Annotated in this window: 14 protein-coding genes; 10 read left to right on the top strand and 4 right to left on the bottom strand. The window is 64.6% G+C overall.

Features of this window, described 5'->3' with window-relative positions; translation table 11 throughout:
* Positions 1–328 precede the first annotated feature (328 nt).
* The 3 genes from mgtA (at position 329) to GWG65_RS28810 (ending at position 5,606) form a co-directional block, all read left to right on the top strand.
* Positions 329–2,869, top strand: coding sequence for a magnesium-translocating P-type ATPase (gene mgtA / locus GWG65_RS28820; protein ID WP_275198903.1), 2,541 nt, complete (start codon positions 329–331; stop codon positions 2,867–2,869).
* Positions 2,870–2,956: 87 nt separating this feature from the next.
* The gene (locus GWG65_RS28815) at positions 2,957–4,519 is read left to right on the top strand and encodes an NAD(P)/FAD-dependent oxidoreductase (protein WP_275198902.1); all 1,563 of its coding nucleotides are present in this window, start codon (positions 2,957–2,959) and stop codon (positions 4,517–4,519) included.
* A 154-nt stretch (positions 4,520–4,673) separates the two neighbouring features.
* Positions 4,674–5,606, top strand: a complete 933-nt coding sequence (locus GWG65_RS28810) for a DMT family transporter (RefSeq protein WP_275198901.1) — start codon at positions 4,674–4,676, stop codon at positions 5,604–5,606.
* A 61-nt stretch (positions 5,607–5,667) separates the two neighbouring features.
* On the opposite strand, the gene GWG65_RS28805 is transcribed toward GWG65_RS28810, so the two are convergent.
* Together GWG65_RS28805 and GWG65_RS28800 are read right to left on the bottom strand one after the other, a co-directional pair.
* The gene (locus GWG65_RS28805) at positions 5,668–6,072 is read right to left on the bottom strand and encodes a VOC family protein (RefSeq protein ID WP_275198900.1); all 405 of its coding nucleotides are present in this window, start codon (positions 6,070–6,072) and stop codon (positions 5,668–5,670) included.
* 111 nt (positions 6,073–6,183) lie between these two features.
* The gene (locus GWG65_RS28800; RefSeq protein ID WP_275198899.1) at positions 6,184–6,588 is read right to left on the bottom strand and encodes a hypothetical protein; all 405 of its coding nucleotides are present in this window, start codon (positions 6,586–6,588) and stop codon (positions 6,184–6,186) included.
* A 73-nt stretch (positions 6,589–6,661) separates the two neighbouring features.
* Here GWG65_RS28800 and GWG65_RS28795 point away from each other — a divergent pair, with 73 nt between their 5' ends.
* Positions 6,662–7,294: a TetR/AcrR family transcriptional regulator gene (locus GWG65_RS28795; RefSeq protein WP_275198898.1), complete on the top strand. Its 633-nt coding sequence runs from the start codon at positions 6,662–6,664 to the stop codon at positions 7,292–7,294.
* Positions 7,295–7,482: 188 nt separating this feature from the next.
* On the opposite strand, the gene GWG65_RS28790 is transcribed toward GWG65_RS28795, so the two are convergent.
* The gene (locus GWG65_RS28790; RefSeq protein WP_275198897.1) at positions 7,483–7,884 is read right to left on the bottom strand and encodes a DUF1330 domain-containing protein; all 402 of its coding nucleotides are present in this window, start codon (positions 7,882–7,884) and stop codon (positions 7,483–7,485) included.
* Between the two features lie 93 nt (positions 7,885–7,977).
* On the opposite strand from GWG65_RS28790, the gene GWG65_RS28785 reads away from it, so the two are divergent.
* Both GWG65_RS28785 and GWG65_RS28780 read left to right on the top strand, forming a co-directional pair.
* Positions 7,978–8,913: a DMT family transporter gene (locus tag GWG65_RS28785; RefSeq protein ID WP_275198896.1), complete on the top strand. Its 936-nt coding sequence runs from the start codon at positions 7,978–7,980 to the stop codon at positions 8,911–8,913.
* A 96-nt stretch (positions 8,914–9,009) separates the two neighbouring features.
* The gene (locus tag GWG65_RS28780; protein ID WP_275198895.1) at positions 9,010–9,987 is read left to right on the top strand and encodes a tripartite tricarboxylate transporter substrate binding protein; all 978 of its coding nucleotides are present in this window, start codon (positions 9,010–9,012) and stop codon (positions 9,985–9,987) included.
* A 148-nt stretch (positions 9,988–10,135) separates the two neighbouring features.
* Here the strand turns inward: GWG65_RS28780 and GWG65_RS28775 are convergent, their stop codons facing one another.
* Positions 10,136–11,821: a methyl-accepting chemotaxis protein gene (locus GWG65_RS28775; protein WP_275198894.1), complete on the bottom strand. Its 1,686-nt coding sequence runs from the start codon at positions 11,819–11,821 to the stop codon at positions 10,136–10,138.
* A gap of 258 nt (positions 11,822–12,079) precedes the next feature.
* On the opposite strand from GWG65_RS28775, the gene GWG65_RS28770 reads away from it, so the two are divergent.
* The 4 genes from GWG65_RS28770 (at position 12,080) to GWG65_RS28755 (ending at position 16,558) form a co-directional block, all read left to right on the top strand.
* The gene (locus tag GWG65_RS28770; protein ID WP_275198893.1) at positions 12,080–13,123 is read left to right on the top strand and encodes a C-terminal binding protein; all 1,044 of its coding nucleotides are present in this window, start codon (positions 12,080–12,082) and stop codon (positions 13,121–13,123) included.
* An 86-nt stretch (positions 13,124–13,209) separates the two neighbouring features.
* The gene (locus GWG65_RS28765; protein ID WP_275198892.1) at positions 13,210–14,559 is read left to right on the top strand and encodes an extracellular solute-binding protein; all 1,350 of its coding nucleotides are present in this window, start codon (positions 13,210–13,212) and stop codon (positions 14,557–14,559) included.
* 153 nt (positions 14,560–14,712) lie between these two features.
* A complete protein-coding gene (locus GWG65_RS28760; protein WP_275198891.1) occupies positions 14,713–15,669 on the top strand; it encodes a sugar ABC transporter permease in 957 nt (318 codons plus the stop codon).
* On the top strand, positions 15,662–16,558 hold the full coding sequence (locus GWG65_RS28755) for a carbohydrate ABC transporter permease (RefSeq protein WP_275198890.1): 897 nt from the start codon (positions 15,662–15,664) through the stop codon (positions 16,556–16,558). The genes GWG65_RS28760 and GWG65_RS28755 overlap by 8 nt, the downstream gene beginning before the upstream one ends.
* Positions 16,559–16,562: the final 4 nt, after the last annotated feature.

Genomic DNA, 16,562 nt, shown 5'->3' with positions numbered 1-16,562 from the left:
GCCCAATTCCCGGCCCAGGGCCGTTCGCACGCAAGGCAGGTCCAACCGGATAAAGGAAGCAGCCTCTCTAGGCAAGCAAGAACGGGACTTTTTTCGGACCCAGAACCAGCTTCAAGCCTTTGATATCCCCCGAAAATCCAGAAACGTTCAAGGACGGTCCTCCGGACCGGTTGAAAGCCCTGGACGTCCCATCGCCCAACTTTCCCGGCCTCTGGCAGGATTGACCCGCATCAACCCGGCGTCAGGCTCGATGCGGCAAGCCTTGCTGTCATCGTCATGCGATCCAATCGCGGTCATTGTATTGGCCGCCTCCATCCGTGGGAATTCCGTGCCCCCATCATCCGAGCCGGCCGACAAGTCTTTTTGGCGCTTCTCGTCCGACCAGCTCTCCGGCCGGCTCGGGTGTGGGCTCACCGGCCTGACCACCGCCGAGGCCTCCGAGCGCGCGGAACGCTTCGGGCCGAACAGCGACGCGACACCACGCACCGAAGGCGCGATGCACGCGGTCTTCCGCCGCCTGCTGGAGCCCCTGTCGCTGATCCTGCTGGTTGCCGGCACCGTCTCGATGCTCACCGGAGACGAGATCGGCGGTCTCATCATCGTCCTGATCCTGACGCTCTCGATCGGGCTCGACACGATCCAGGAAGGCCAAGCCGTCCGGGCTGCGGAAATCCTCCGCCGCTCGGTCGCGCTGAAGGCCGAGGTCAAGCGCGACGGCGCGTTTGGCCAGATCGACGTCGAGCAGGTGGTCCCCGGCGATATCCTGCGCGTCCGCGCCGGCGACATCATTCCGGCCGATGCGCTGATCCTTCACTGCGTGGCGTTCACCGCCGGGGAAGCGGCGCTCACCGGCGAGCCCTATCCGGTGCAGAAGCGCGCCGGACAATGCGCCGACCCCGACGACAAATCGAACGCGTTGTTTCGTGGCGCGGTAGCGCAGACCGGCGAGGCCATTGCGCTCGTCGTCCACACCGGGCGCGACACCGTGTTCGGGGCGGCCGCCTCTGCCTTGGCTGAGACCCAGACGCCTTCGCCGTTCGAGCGCGATTTGCGTGAATTCGGACTTGTGATCGCGCGCGCCACGCTCGCGCTGGTACTGGTTGTACTGACCGTCCGGGTGCTGTTCGGCCGCCCGGTGATGGACTCGCTGTTGTTCGCCGTCGCACTCGCAGTCGGGCTCACGCCGGAATTGCTGCCGATGATCACCACGGTAACGCTATCGCGCGGTGCGCTGCGCATGGCCGGACGCAAGGTGATCGTCAAGCGCCTTGCCGCGATCCACGATCTCGGCGCCATGACCATTTTGTGCACGGACAAGACGGGCACGCTGACCTCGGCCGAAATCACGCTGACAAAAAGCATCGACGCCGCCGGCAAGGACAACGCCCGCGCCGCGCGACTTGGCGCCGTCGCAGCCGCACTCGGCGGCGATCGCGGCTCGCTCGATGCCGCTCTTGTCGCCGCCCAGCCGGATGCCGTGCGGGACTGGACGCTGGCGGGGCGGCAGGCGTTCGACTTTTCGCGGCGGTTGGGATCGGTGCTCGCCACCGGCCCCGAAGGCGCGCTGCTCATCGTCAAGGGCGCACCGGAGGCGGTGCTTCCGCTGTGCGTGGTGGACGACGACGCCCGGGCTCTCGCGGTCGCCCGGGCGCATGAGCTCGCGACGGACGGCCTGCGCAGCGTCGCCATCGCTTCGCGGCCCTGGACCGGCGCAACGTGCGAGGTCGAGACCGCCGATGAGGTCGATCTCGTGTTCGAGGGCTTTTGCGCCTTCGCCGATCCGCCGAAGCCGACGGCTGCGGCCGCCATCGCCCGCCTCGCCGCCGGCGGAGTGGGCCTGAAGATCCTGTCGGGCGACGACCCCGTGGTGGTGAAGCGACTCGCCGGCCTCGTCGGGCTGAATGCCGAGCGCGTGCTATCGGGGGCCGACATCGCAGAACTCAGCGACGAGGCGCTGGCGGTGCAGGTGCAATCGGCCGACGCCTTCGGCCGGCTCGCACCTGATCAGAAGTCTCGGATCGTGAAGGCGCTGCAGGCAGGCGGGGATGTGGTCGGCTTCCTCGGCGACGGCATCAACGACGCACCGGCGCTGAAGGCCGCCGATATTGGCCTGTCGGTCGAAGGTGCGACCGGCGTGGCCCAGGCTGCGGCCGACATCATCCTGCTGGCCTCCGATCTCGAAGTCGTCGCAGACGGCGTCGAAGAAGGCCGGCGCACCTTCGCCAACATCCTGAAATATGTCCGCATGGGTGCGAGCTCGAATTTCGGCAACATGCTGTCGATGGCGATCGCCTCGATCGCGCTGCCGTTCCTGCCGATGCTGCCGACGCAGATCCTGCTCAACAATCTGCTCTATGATCTCTCCGAGCTCGGCATTCCCTTCGATCAGGTCTCGCGCCAGGCGACCGCGCAGCCACAAGTCTGGAGCATGACGCGGCTGGCGCGCTTTGCCGCAATCATGGGGCCGCTGTCGTCGGTGTTCGATTTTCTGACGTTCGGAGCACTGCTTCTCCTGTTTCACGCCTCGCCCGAAGAATTCCGCACCGCATGGTTCATCGAATCCATGGCGACGCAGATCCTGGTCATCTTCATCATCCGCACCAATGGCCGACCCTGGCGCAACTGGCCCGATCCCGTGCTGTCGGCCTCCTCGCTGATCGCCTTGCTGGTCGCGATGGTCATTCCGTTTACGCCGGTCGGCGCCTGGTTCGGCTTTGTTGCACCGCCACCGATGATGATGGCCGGCATCGCGCTGCTGGTCGTGGCCTATCTCGCCTGCGCCGAGTTGGTGAAGCCGCTTGCGATCCGCTCGCTGCGGAAAGCCATGATGCGTGACGGTCACACGACAGGCCGGGCCGGGCCTCATTAGTTTTCGTCCGGGCTGCTTGACGCGCGTCAACGCAGCGTCTGTTTCGCGGGTCGATGGTTGGGAGGCAATCAATCTGGGGAGACGATCATGCGTAGCTTCGACGCCATCGCCATCGGATCCGGGCTCGGCGGCCTCACCGCGGCGGCGCTGTTCGCGCGCGCCGGTCACAAGGTGCTGGTGCTCGAACGCAATCACAATTTCGGCGGCGCAGCCACGGTCTATCGTCATGGCCAACTGGCGGTCGAGGCGTCGCTGCACGAGATCGACGGCCTCGATGTCGGCGATCCCAAGCTGCCGATCCTGCGCACGCTCGGGATCGACGACATGCCCTTCGTCGAGGTCGGCGCACTGCACGAGGTACGCAGTCCCCTGTTCGAGCGCCCCTTTGTAATGCCCCGCGGGATCGAGGCCGCGTCAGCCGCCGCGAAATCACAATTTCCAGCGCAGGCCAAGGGCATCACGCAGTATTTCGAACGTATCGATGCGGTGCGCCAGGCAGTTTCGTTGATGAGCGAGCATCAGGACGACCGCAACTGGTGGCTCTGGAATGCGCCGACCTTGCCATGGCGCTTGTGGCCGCTGATCCGCGACCGCCACGCCACGTTGAGCGAGGTGCTCTCCCGGCTGTTCGGCGACAGCGAGCCGGTGAAGCTCGCACTGGCATCGAACCTCGGCTACTACACCGACGACCCCGACAAGATGCCTTTCATCCCGTTCGCGATTCCACAGGCCTCGTATCTCTCCGGCGGCGGCCACTATATCCGCGGCGGTTCGCAAGTGCTGAGCGACCGTCTGGTCGCGATCATCCGCGACGCCGGCGGCGAGGCGGAGACGGGCCGCGAGGTCGAGACGATCCTGATGAATGGTGACCGCGTGCGCGGGGTGCGGCATCGCGCGATGGGAGCCAACGACATCCGCGAAGAGCTCGCCCCGATCGTGTTCGGCAACGCGGCGCCGTCGGTGCTGGCCGCGATGCTGCCACAGGACAAGCGCGCCGGTTTCCTGGCCCGTTATCAGGGCAAGCTTCCATCAATCTCGCTGTGGACCGTGTCGATCGGCTTGAACCGTCCTTCCCGCGAGTTCGGAGTTTCGCACTATTCGACCAGCGTCCTGCCGGCCTGGCTCACCACGCTGTCCGGCTTTCGCGAGGCCGGGGCTTTGCTGGGCGAGTATCCGCTCGGCCGCCTGACGCCTTATGGCTTCGTCGCCTATGACCAGATCGATTCCGGGCTGAACGAGCATCCGCCTTATCTGGCTTCGGTTGTCGGGGTCGATCGGATCGAGAACTGGGCCGGCCTTTCCGCCGCCGTAAAAAGCGCCCGCCGGGAGCGTTGGATGGACCTCGTCATCGCGGATCTCGACCGGCACTTCCCCGGAATTGCCGGTGCCGTGACTCAGCGCGAGATGTCGACCGCGGAGACCTTTGCGCACTACCTCAACACGCCCGGCGGCTCGATCTACGGATTCGCGCCACATACGCGCGGCTTCATGCCGCTCGCCGCAACCGCGATCGGTGGCCTCTACCTCGCATCCGCCTTCACCCATGGCGGCGGTTTCACCGGAGCGATTCTCGGCGGCGGCTGGGCCGCGCGGGCCGCAATGCGTCCGGACGCGATGGCGCACGATGCGCCGCGGTCTGAAACGGCCTGATGTTCCATCGCTACGACGACGCATGGTCGCGATGCGCCCCGCGCCATTGATATCGGGCATATTTCAGTGTCTTTGAGCGGGCCGGGCTACGAGCCGGCCCGGGCATCGCCGGGCCGGGGTGCCTCGGCGCATGACCGGGGCCATAACAATTACAATGTCCGCCACCGACCAGAGCACAGGCGCCGCCACGCCCGGCCACAATTGGATCGCCAACCAGCCTTATCTGCTGCTCAGCATCACCGCGCTGTGCTGGGCCGGCAACGCCATTGTCGGGCGGCTCGCCGCCGGTCACATCCCGCCGGTCACGCTCTCCTTCCTGCGCTGGCTGTTCGCCTTCCTGCTGGTGTTGCCGTTCGCCTGGAAGCATCTCGCGCAGGATTGGCCCGCGATCCGCCAAAAGCTCGGCCTGATGGTCACGCTCTCGATCACCGGCATCGGCGCCTTCAACACCCTGCAATATTGGGCGCTCGAGCATACCCAGGCGCTCAACACGCTGCTGCTCCAGTCGGCCGCGCCGCTGCTGGTGGCGCTGTGGTCGCTGGTCATCCTCGGTATCCGGCTCACCGCGGCGCAGGCCTTCGGCGTGCTGCTATCGATGTGCGGCGTGCTGACCATCCTGCTGCATGGCGATTTCACCACGCTGTCGAACATCGATTTCAACAAGGGCGACCTGATCTTCCTCCTCGCGCTTTTGATCTTCGCGCTCTATTCGGTGCTGACCCTGAAGCGGCCGGCGATACACGGCCTGTCGTTCCTCGCCTTCACCTTCGGCTGCGGCGCCGCCTGTCTCATTCCGCTGGAGATCTGGGAATTGTTCGCGCGTCCGGTGATGAAGCTCGACGGGCCGAACCTGTTGACCCTGGTCTATGTCGCCGTCTTCCCCTCGACGCTCGCCTATCTCTGCTTCAACCGCGGCGTCCGCCTGATCGGCGCCAACCGCGCCGCACCGTTCTTCCACGTCGTACCGGTGTTCGGCTCGATCATGGCGATGGCGTTTCTGGGCGAACGCCCTCAGGCCTTCCACTTCATCGGCTTCGCGCTGGTGCTGTCGGGCGTGTTCGCGGCGTCGAGGAAGCAGGCGAGCTAGGCTCTGGCTCCGATCAAAACGAGTCCCTGCCTGGTCGCGGTCATTGCACAGCCTTCTACGTTCAGGTGTTGCCCGGCGGATTCATCCATACGATTTCCCAGACGTAGCCATCTGGATCTTCAATGTGGCGGTTATACATGAAGCCGAGATCCTGCGCCTGGTTGGGATCGGCGCGACCGCCCGCCGCCACCGCACGAGTCAGTGTTGCGTCGACGGCGTCGCGGTCATCGACGGTAAGGGCGATCAAAACCTGACTGTCGCGTCGCGCGTCACCGATCGGGCGCTTGGTGAATTCGCGATAGTGATCGTGGGTCAGCAGCATCACGCCGATCGTGTCCGCGAACATGAGCGAGGTCGAATTCTCGCCCGAAAACTGAGGGTTCACGGTACCGCCAAGCGCCACATAGAACGCCGTCGATGCGGCGAGATCGCGCACCGGCAGGTTTAACAGAATCATCATGGACATCGTTTTCCTTCTCTTCAGCGGTGGGATGCCGCGCTCTGCTTCAGAAACTTCTCGTCGGCCTCTATGTCGTCGTGGCACTTCGCCATCATCTCTTGTCGATGAGTCCTGACCCTAGATGTAGCGCGCCGCGCCCATGCAGAGGGCGGTGATGGCGAGCAGAGCGGCGGCGACGCGCTGGGCGGTCGCGATGCGCGAATGCACGTCCGCCGCTTCGCTCGTGCCACGGCGCAAGTTCAACAGCGCCCGAGGGCCGATCGCGGCCTGAACGGCGGCCGCGATCAGTGCGCAGACCGCGCCAACCGCAAGCACCCGCTCGGCCGCGCCAAAACTCCCGGAATGAGCGAGATGCCCGAGATAGCCGCCGGTGAGGATCGCAATCGTCGCCGCGCCGAGCTGGGGCCCGACGAGCTGCTCGCCGCCGGCTGCACCGGTTCGCGCCAGCGCAAAGCTTGATCCCGCCCAGAACACGGACGACAACACATGAAGCGACAGGGCGATCACGAGGGCAGTCTGCATGGCAAGCTCCAAACTGGCTTCTAAATTAGATATACAATATGTATAATCAATACGTCAAGAGAATGGCAGGGCCATGCCAAAACGCAGCTATGTGAGCTCGGTCCGGACCTCCGCCGCGGCGGAGACGCGCGAACGCATCATCGCTGCCGGCACCAGGCTGTTGCGGAAGGACGCGGGCATCGCGACCTTCTCCCTCGACGTGGTGGCGAAGGCGGCTGGCGTGACGCGGCTGACCGTCTACAATCAGTTCGGATCGCGGCGCGGATTGCTGGAGGCGGTGTTCGACGACATTGCACACCGAGGCGGTCTGTTCGAACTGGTCGAGGTCATGGCGATCACTGATCCGCGCGCGGCGCTCGACCGCGTCATCGAGACCTTCTGCACCTTTTGGGGCCACGACCCCGCCGTCGGCGGGCTCAACCAGGCGATCTCAACCGATCCCGAATTCGGCGAGGCACTGGTCGAGCGCAACGAGCGGCGACGCGAGCTGCTGATGGGGCTGGTGACGCGCATCGTGGAGAGGCGCGCGGCAAAGCCGGCCTTGCAGGACACGGTCGACCTGATCTTCGTGCTGACGAGCTATCCCACGTTTGCGGCGCTGCGCCCGCGGCGGTCGCTGGAGGATGTCTGCCGCTTGTTGCAGGCCGCGTGCCGCGCCGCCGTGGATGCACTGGATGAGCGCGAAAACACGCAGCGCAAGACGTAAACGCCGTTGCGACCGCGAGTCTCTTTCCTTCTCCCCTTGTGGGAGAAGGTGGCGCGAAGCGCCGGATGAGGGGTTGCTTCCGTGAATACTGAAGCAAGATGTTCATGCGCGGCGACAACCCCTCACCCGTCTCGCCGCTCCGCGGCGAGCCACCCTCTCCCACAAGGGGAGAGGGAAAGTAGAACGCGCTACTTCGTCCTGAACTTGCTGTATGCTTCGCTGGTCGCGATGATAACGTGCTCGGCGCAGCCGTTGCGGCGGTGCGGGTCGGCTTCGTTTTCGTAAGCCTCTGACGCCATCATGTCGAGGAAGGCCGCGACGGACGGGTAATAGACCAGCGCGACGAAATCCCACTCGTTGCCGTCACGTGTGCCAAGCGCGACCGCTTTGGCCTCACCGGTCCACAGCAGTGTGCCGCCGCGCGCCTTGATCATCGGCACGGTGATCGCGCTGTAGCGCAAATAGGCGTCCCATCCGGAACCGTCGCCGTCGCGCGAACGCTCGTGGAAGCGCATCAGGTTCAGCATCACGACCGGCGCATGCCGGTCGAGCTGCTCCAGGCCCTCGATGTTCAACATATTAACCGGCAATGACGCCTCCTCAGGTCATGCGTGCATTGTAGCATTGCGACCGCGTGACTTGTGTCATAGCGGCAATCCGGCGCAAGCTTGCGTCGAACGCCGATGACGATTGCTTCGCCCGCGCCAACCGCCTCGAATCCGGCCAGTTGGCTCAATAACCAGCCCTATTTGTTGCTGAGCCTGAGCTCGCTGTTCTGGGCCGGCAACATCGTGCTCGCGCGCCATGTCGGCGTGCATGTGCCGCCGCTGACGGTGACCACGATCCGCTGGTACGGCGTGTTCCTGATCCTGTTGCCGTTCGCATGGCCGCACCTGAAGCGCGACTGGCCGAGCATACGCAAAAGCCTGCCGCTGATGCTGTTCCTGTCGCTGGTGGGCTTCGCCTTCAACAACGCGATCTCCTATTGGGCGATGCAATACACCGAGGCGCTGAACGCGCTGCTGATCCAGTCGGCCGGGCCGTTGTTCGTGGCGCTGTGGTCGCTGGTACTGTTCGGCGTGCGGCTCACGGCTGCGCAGCTCGCCGGGATCGCGATCTCGCTTGCAGGCGTGCTGATCATCATCCTGCGCGGCGATCTCGCGGCGCTCGCGAGCATCACGTTCAACCGGGGCGACATCATGTTCGCCTCGTCGCTGGTGGCGTTCGGGATCTACTCCGCCTTCATCCCGCGCCGGCCCAAGATCCATCAGCTCTCCTTTCTGTCGTTCACCACCTGCTGCGGCGCAACGATGCTGCTGCCCACGGCGATCTGGGAGGCCTGGAGCGGCCGCGTCATGCAACTCGATACGGTGACGCTGGCGACGCTGGGCTACATCCTGATCTTCCCCTCGACGCTGGCCTATCTCTTCTTCAACCGCGGCGTGGCGCTGATCGGGCCGAACCGGGCTGCGCCGTTCTTCCATCTGGTGCCGGTGTTCGGCTCGGCGATGGCGATCCTGCTGCTCGGCGAAAAGCTGCAGCCGTTCCACCTGATCGGCTACGCGCTGGTCCTCGCCGGCGTCGTGATCGCGTCGCGGCAGGGTTCGGCGGTGAAGTAATTCCGCGCTGCGGACGCGTCCGCCCGTCTGCCATCTTTCAGTTTCGATTTGGACCGGCTAGGTTCCCTGCCAACGAAAAAGAGGGAACGACCAAACATGCTTTCAGCGCTGATCCGTAACCTGTGCGCCGCCGGCGCGGCCGTGCTTTGTCTCGCCGCCGCATCCACGGCCCAGGCCGACAATTATCCCAGCCGCAACATCACGCTGGTGTTGCCGTTCGCGGCCGGCAGTGGCACTGACACCACGACGCGGCTGATCTCGCATCATTTGTCGCAGGCACTCGGCGTCGGCATCGTGATCGAGAACAAGGCGGGCGCCAACGGCATGATCGCGGCGACCTTTGTCGCGCGCGCCGCGCCCGACGGCTACACGCTGCTGGTGACGACCAACACCACGCATTCGGCCAATCCCTATCTGCTCAAGAGCCTGACCTACGATCCCGTCAAGGACTTCACCCCGATCGCGCGCACCGGCGACCTGCCGTTCATGCTGGTCGTTCATCCGGACGTGCCGGCAAAGACGGTCGGCGAGCTCATCGCCTATGGCAAGGCCAATCCGGGCAAGCTGAGCTACGCCTCGGGCTCGTCATCGGCGATCGTGTCGGGTGCGACCTTTGCGCATAATGCCGGGCTCGACCTGTTGCACGTGCCCTACAAGAGCTCGCCGCCGGCACTCAACGACGTCATGGGCGGCCGCGTCTCGATGATGTTCGTCGATATCCTGACCGGCCTGCCACACGTCAACGGCAACGCGCTGCGCGCGCTCGCAGTCACCACCAAGGACCGCTCGCCGCTGGTGCCGAACCTGCCCTCGATGCAGGAGGCCGGCGTGGCGGACTTCGACATCTCGTCATGGCAAGGCTATTTCGGCCCCGCAGGCATGCCGAAAGAGATCGTGACGCGGCTCAACGCGGAGATCAGGAAAATCGTCGAGAAGCCGGAGATCAAGGCCCAGCTCGCGACGCTCGGCATGGACGCCTTTTCCGGCACGCCGGAGCAGCTCGGCACGTTCGTGGGTGAGCAGCTCGTGTTGTGGGAGAAGCTGATCACGAACGCGGGCGTCGAGAAGCAGTAGCGCTGCTCCCCTCGGATGCTGTCATCCTCCGCCTTGTGCGCAATTGCGCACTGGAGCGGAGGATCCAGTATTCCGAGACGGTAGTGATTGACCCGATGGGCCGCGGCGTACTGGATGCCCCGCCTTCGCGGGGCATGACAGTTACGGCCTAAGCCGCGCGGACCTTGGCGAGGAAGCCGTCGACGGCGCTGCGCAACGCGCCGGACTGGTTGTCCAGTTCGCGAGCGTTGGAGAGCACGTCGGAGGCGGCCGCGCCGGTCGCTTCCGCGGCCGAGGCGACGCTGCCGATATTGGTGTTGATCTCGTTCGAGCCGGCCGCCACCGACTGGATGTTGCGCGCGATCTCGCGAGTCGCTTCGCCCTGCTGCTCGATGGACGACGAAATCCCGGCGGTGATCTCACTCATCTCGGCAATGGTCTGGGTGATGCCGCCGATCGCCGCGACCGCATCGCTGGTCGAGGTCTGCATGGCCGCGACCTGGGCGGAGATTTCCTCGGTGGCCTTGGCCGTCTGGTTGGCGAGCGCCTTGACCTCGGAAGCGACGACGGCGAAGCCGCGGCCGGATTCACCAGCCCGCGCCGCCTCGATGGTGGCGTTGAGCGCGAGCAAATTGGTCTGCGCCGCGATCGAATGAATGAGCTTGACCACCTCGCCGATCTTCTCGGCGCCGGTGGAGAGCTCCTGCACCGTGGCGTTGGTGCGCTCGGCATCGCTGACAGCCCTGCTCGCCACCTCGGTCGAGCGCGTCACCTGGCGGGAGATTTCCGCAACCGAGCTCGACAGCTCTTCGGCGGCGGCGGCAACCGTGCCGACATTGCCGGAGGCCTTTTGCGAGGCCGCACCGACGGTTGCCGCCCGCGAGGAGGCATCGCCCGCGGTCGCGGTCATCGACTGCGCCGTGGTCTGCATGCCGGCCGCGGCCGAGGAGACCGAACGGACGATGCCGTTGACGCTGCGTTCGAAGTCGTTGGCGATGTCTTCCATCGCACTGCGACGCTCCGCCGCGGCGCGCTCCTTGGCGGCCGCATCGGTCTGCTCGAGGTCGCGGATGCGGACCGCGTTGTCCTTGAAGATCTGGACGGTCGAAGCCATCGCGCCGACCTCGTCGCCGCGGCCGACGCCGGGGATGTCACCTTCGAGCTTGCCGTCGGCGAGATCCTTCATGCGGGCGCCGAGCAGCGCCAGCGGACGGCTGATGCTGCGGCCGAGCAGCCAGGCGACGCTGCCGGCGACGATGACGATGCCGAGCATGGCAAGGCCGAGCAGCCAGTAGACCGGGCCCATCTTGGCGTCGATGTCGTCGAGATAGGCGCCGGTGCCGAGATACATGTCGAAGCCGGGAATAGCCACCGCATAGCCAATCTTGCGGATCGGCGTTTGCTGGCCGGGCTTCATGTATTCATAGTGCAGCAGGATCTCGCCGTTGGCCTTGACCCCATCCATGATTTCCTTGGAGAGCTTGCGGCCGTTGGTCACGACTTCCATGCGGTTCGCGCCGATCTGCTTGGGATCGGGAGCGAGCTGCGTGATGCCATCATAGGACGTGCCGAACAGGTATCCCGAGCCATTGTCGTAGGTCATCGCATTGCCGTAACGACGAAGCTCGGCCATGGCCGCATCCTTCGTCATCTCGCCGGCGTCGACGCGCTTCTTGAGCGCAGTAGCATAGTTGCGCCCCAACTCCACGATCGCCTTGGCCTGATCGATGCGCGCGCTCACCATCTCCTGCTTCATGAGATATCCGGCGAGAACCCCGGAAATGCACAGACCGAACAACGTGACGCCGACAAGGATGCCAAGCTTGGAGGCGATCTTCAGATTGCTCAATTTCACGGGATGGCTCCGGAATGGGGAAATGCAAATGCACGGGTCGAATTGATTTTGAATCAAACTTTTAGTGTTGGACCCATTAGCAACCTGTTACGACGCCTCAGTAGAAGCCCGGAAGTCGCGCGAAGACCGGCGGATATTCTCCGCCTTCCGCAACCGCCGATTGTACGCAACCGCGCGGATTTCGCGTAAAAGGCGCAAAGGCCCGGCACAGGTGCGGGTCATAGAACAAGAACCGACAAACCAAATCGGGAGCAGAACATGCCGAAATACAGGGTGGTGACGCCGAAGGGCGCGAGCTTCACGGTCGCAGGCAGCGATTATTCCTACGAGCGCGAGGCGCTCGATCCGATCGATGCCGAGATCATCGAGGCGCCGGCGAGCGAAGCCGAGTTCATCGCCGCCGCGAAAACAGCCGACGCCATCTACGCCAAGGGCATCCCGATCACCAAGTCGATCATCGACGCGCTGGAGAGCTGCAAGGTGATCACGCTCGGCTCGGTCGGCGTCGATAGCGTCGACGTCAAGGCCGCCACTGCGCGTGGCATTCCCGTCACCAACATTCCGGACACGTTCATCGAGGAAGTCGCCGACCACGCCATGATGCTGCTGCTCGCCGGCTTCCGCCGTCTGGTCGAGCAGGACCGCATGGTCCGCAGCGGCCGCTGGGCCGAGGGCCGGCCGGCGCTGTTGAAGGTTCCGCGGCTGATGGGCCAGACGCTCGGCTTCGTCTCGTTCGGCCGTGTCGCGCGTGCGGTGGCAAAGCGCGCCGCCCCCTTCGGCCTGCGCATGATGGCCTACGATCCCTTCATCCAGGAGACGCTGATGTACGACCACGGCGTCATCCCGGCGACGCTGAACGAGGTGCTGTCGCAATCCGATTTCGTCTCGATGCATGCACCTGCCCGGCCCGAGGTGCATCACATGCTGACCGAGAAGCACTTTCGGCAGATGAAGAAGGGCTCGATCTTCATCAATACCGGCCGCGGTGCCACGGTGGACGAGGAGAGCCTGATCAAGGCGCTGCAGGAGGGCTGGATCGCGCACGCCGCCCTCGACGTGCTGGAAAAGGAACCGCCGTCGCACAACAATCCCCTGCTCGGCATGGAGAACGTCACCCTGACCGCCCATGTCGCATCCGCCTCGGCACGGTTCGACGAGGCGCGCAAGCGGCGCGTGGGCTACGAATTGTCACTGGTGCTTCAGGGCATGTGGCCGGTAAGCTGCGTCAACCCGTCGGTGCTGCAAAGCACCGCGCTCCGCCGCTGGCAGCCCGTCAGCATGGATCGCGGGCCGAACAGCTAGGCGGCTGGCGCAGAACGCGCCGCAAAACGGAACGACCCTTCACCGGCGAGCAACGCCGGGAAGGGAGACATCACAGGGAGGAACTGATGAGGAACGACATCACACGTCGTGATGCCTTGGCGCTGGGCCTGTCCGCTGCGGCAATCGCGGCAACCGGTACACCGGCGAATGCTCAATCCGCGATCAAGGCCGCGGATGCCCCCGCTCCGAAACTGCCGATCGAGAAGGGCGCGACCCTGCGCATGCTGCGGCCGGTCCGTTTCGTCCAGGCCGACGAAGACGTGTTCCGCGCCAACGCGGCCAAGTTCACCAAGGAGACCGGGGTCGAGGTCAAGGTCGACTTCGTCGGCTGGGAGGACATCAACCAGCAGACCGCGGTGACCGCCAATTCCGGCGCCGGCCCCGACATCATCATCGGCTTCTCCGATGCACCGCACATCTATATCGACAAGCTGATCGAGCTGACCGATGTCGCCGACTATCTCGGCAAGCGCTATGGCGGCTGGCTGCCGCTGGCGCAGCGCTACGGCAAGAGGAACAAGAGCGACGCCTGGATCGGACTGCCGTTCGGCGCCACCGCGGGTCCGCTGATCTACCGCAAATCGATCCTGCAATCGGTCGGCTTCGACAAGGTGCCGGAAGACCATGCCGGTATCGTCGACCTGTGCCAGAAGCTGCACAAGGCCGGCAAGCCGGCGGGCTTCGCGCTCGGCAACGCCAAGGGCGACGGCAACGGTTTCGCGAACTGGGCGCTGTGGTCGCATAACGCCTCCCTGCTCGATGAGGAGGGCAACATCACCATCAACAGCAAGGAGACGATCGCCGCGCTGAACTGGGTCAAGCAGCTCTACCCGACCTTCATCGCCGGCACGACGTCGTGGAATGACGTCAGCAACAATCGGGCCTACTCTTCGCAGGAGATCGCGCTGACCGCCAACGGCGTCTCGCTGTACTTCTCGCTGAAGAACGATCCTGCGACCAAGGCGATCGCCGACGACAGCGAGCATCAGCTGCTGCCAAAGGGCGTGGCCAAGATCTCTCCGATGGCAGGACTGACGCTGAACGCCATGGCGTTCAAGCATAGCCAGTACCCCAACGCCGCAAAGGCCTTCCTGCAATACATGCTGGAGAAGGACCAATACGAGCCGTGGCTCAACGCCAACTCCGGCTATTGGGCCCAGCCGCTGGCCGCCTATGCCGAGGCCGCCGTGTGGTCGCAGGATCCCAAGGTGAAACTGTTCAAGGACACGATGAACAGCACCTATTATGACGGCTACAAGGGCCCGATCTCGACGGCCACCGGTGCCGTCAGCGCCGACTACGTGCTGATTCAGATGTGCGCATCGGTCGCGACCGGCGCAGCCACGCCGGAGGCCGCGGCCGCGGAAGCCGAACAACGCTGCAAGCGGTATTTTAGGCGGCAGGCGGCGAAGTAACGCGAAGGCGCGGCCGTCACCGGCGAGGAGCAATTGGCACGTCGTGATTCCGGGATGGTACGCAAGCACCAGACCCGGAATCTCGAGATTCCGGGTTCGATGCTGCGCATCGCCCCGGAATGACTTTGGAAGTCAGACCAGGATAAGGATCCGATGTCCGTAACCACCCTTTCATCGAGCAGCATCGCGGTCCGGCAACCCGGCTGGATCGTGCGGCTGTTCGACTACAAGCCGTTCCTGGTCGTGATGTGCCTTGCACCCGCGATCGGCCTGCTCGCGGTCTTCCTCACCTATCCGCTCGGCCTCGGCATCTGGCTCGCCTTCACCGACACCACGATCGGCCGGCGCGGCGTCTTCGTCGGCTTCGAGAATTTCCAGTATCTGCTCACCGATCCCCTGTGGTGGAACGCGGTGTTCTACAGCGTGGTCTACACGGGAATCGCGACGTTCGGAAAGTTCGCGCTCGGCTTCTGGCTCGCGCTCCTGCTCAACAACCATTTTCCGTTCAAGAGCCTGCTGCGTGCGATCATCCTGCTGCCCTGGATCGTTCCGACGGTGCTCTCGGCGCTGGCGTTCTGGTGGATCTACGATCCGCAGTTCTCGATCATCTCCTATCTGCTGGTCGACGTGCTGCATTGGCGCTCGAGCAATGTCGACTTCCTCGGTTCGCCCTGGCCGGCGCGTTTCTCGCTGATCGCCGCCAACATCTGGCGCGGCATCCCCTTCGTCGCGATCTCGCTGCTCGCCGGCCTGCAGACCATCTCGCCGTCACTCTACGAGGCGGCGATGCTCGACGGCGCCAGCGCCTGGCAGCGCTTCCGCTACATCACCTTTCCGATGATGATGCCGATCCTCGCCATCGTCATGACCTTCTCGATCATCTTCACCTTCACCGACTTCCAGCTCGTCTACGCCATCACCCGCGGCGGCCCCGGCAACTCGACCCATCTGCTGGCAACGCTGGCCTTTCAGCGCGGCATCGCCGGCGGCGAGCTCGGCGAGGGCGCCGCCATCGCAGTGTCGATGATCCCGTTCCTGGTGTTCGCGACGCTGTTCTCCTATTTCGGCCTGGCGCGCCGCAAATGGCAGCAGGGAGAGAGCAATGACTGACACCGTCGCGCAGTCGGCCACCGCCGCCAAAGCCGCACCCGATACCATGGCCTGGGATTCCGGGCTGCGGCGGCTGATGATGATCTATCTGCCGCTCGGCTGCTTCGTGCTGATCCTGCTGTTTCCGTTCTACTGGATGGCGATCACCTCGTTCAAGCCGAACGCGGAACTGATGAATTTCAAACAGCACAACCCGTTCTGGATCTCCTCGCCGACGCTCGCTCACATCAAGCACCTGCTGTTCGACACGGCCTATCCGCGCTGGCTGTGGACGACGATGATGGTCGCGATCGGATCGACGACGCTGTCGCTGATCGCGAGCACGCTGGCGGCCTATGCCATCGAACGGCTGCGCTTTCGCGGCAGCCCTTATGTCGGCCTCGGCATTTATCTGGCCTATCTGGTGCCGCCGTCGATCCTGTTCATCCCGCTTGCGACCGTGGTGGTGCAGTTCGGCCTGTTCGACAGTCCGCTGGCGCTGATCCTGGTCTATCCGACCTTCCTGGTGCCGTTCTGCACCTGGCTGCTGATCGGCTATTTCAAGTCGATTCCCTATGAGCTCGAGGAATGCGCGCTGGTCGACGGCGCGACGCGGCTGCAGATCCTGCGGCGGATCACGCTGCCGCTCGCGGTGCCCGGCCTGATCTCGGCCGGCATCTTCTCCTTCACGCTGTCGTGGAACGAGTTCATCTACGCGCTCGCCTTCATCCAGAGCGGCGCCAACAAGACCGTCCCGGTCGCGATCCTGACCGAGCTCGTCACCGGCGACGTCTACCAGTGGGGGGCGCTGATGGCCGGATCGCTGCTCGGCTCGCTGCCGGTTGCGATCTTCTATTCGCTGTTCGTGGATTACTACGTTTCTTCGCTGACCGGCGCGGTAAAGGAGTAGCAAG

Origin of the sequence: Bradyrhizobium sp. CSA207 (genome assembly GCF_029051685.1) — a bacterium.
Taxonomy (GTDB): domain Bacteria; phylum Pseudomonadota; class Alphaproteobacteria; order Rhizobiales; family Xanthobacteraceae; genus Bradyrhizobium.
This window is presented reverse-complemented; position numbering and strand designations above follow the sequence as displayed.

Excerpts from the sequence above, each read along its gene's own strand:
- GWG65_RS28795 (WP_275198898.1), top strand. The coding sequence starts at position 6,662 with ATGCCAAAACGCAGCTATGTGAGCTCGGTCCGGACCTCCGCCGCGGCG.
- GWG65_RS28755 (WP_275198890.1), top strand. The coding sequence starts at position 15,662 with ATGACTGACACCGTCGCGCAGTCGGCCACCGCCGCCAAAGCCGCACCC.
- GWG65_RS28765 (WP_275198892.1), top strand. The coding sequence starts at position 13,210 with ATGAGGAACGACATCACACGTCGTGATGCCTTGGCGCTGGGCCTGTCC.
- GWG65_RS28800 (WP_275198899.1), bottom strand. The coding sequence starts at position 6,588 with ATGCAGACTGCCCTCGTGATCGCCCTGTCGCTTCATGTGTTGTCGTCC.
- GWG65_RS28785 (WP_275198896.1), top strand. The coding sequence starts at position 7,978 with ATGACGATTGCTTCGCCCGCGCCAACCGCCTCGAATCCGGCCAGTTGG.
- GWG65_RS28815 (WP_275198902.1), top strand. The coding sequence starts at position 2,957 with ATGCGTAGCTTCGACGCCATCGCCATCGGATCCGGGCTCGGCGGCCTC.
- GWG65_RS28810 (WP_275198901.1), top strand. The coding sequence starts at position 4,674 with ATGTCCGCCACCGACCAGAGCACAGGCGCCGCCACGCCCGGCCACAAT.
- GWG65_RS28805 (WP_275198900.1), bottom strand. The coding sequence starts at position 6,072 with ATGTCCATGATGATTCTGTTAAACCTGCCGGTGCGCGATCTCGCCGCA.
- GWG65_RS28760 (WP_275198891.1), top strand. The coding sequence starts at position 14,713 with ATGTCCGTAACCACCCTTTCATCGAGCAGCATCGCGGTCCGGCAACCC.
- GWG65_RS28780 (WP_275198895.1), top strand. The coding sequence starts at position 9,010 with ATGCTTTCAGCGCTGATCCGTAACCTGTGCGCCGCCGGCGCGGCCGTG.
- GWG65_RS28770 (WP_275198893.1), top strand. The coding sequence starts at position 12,080 with ATGCCGAAATACAGGGTGGTGACGCCGAAGGGCGCGAGCTTCACGGTC.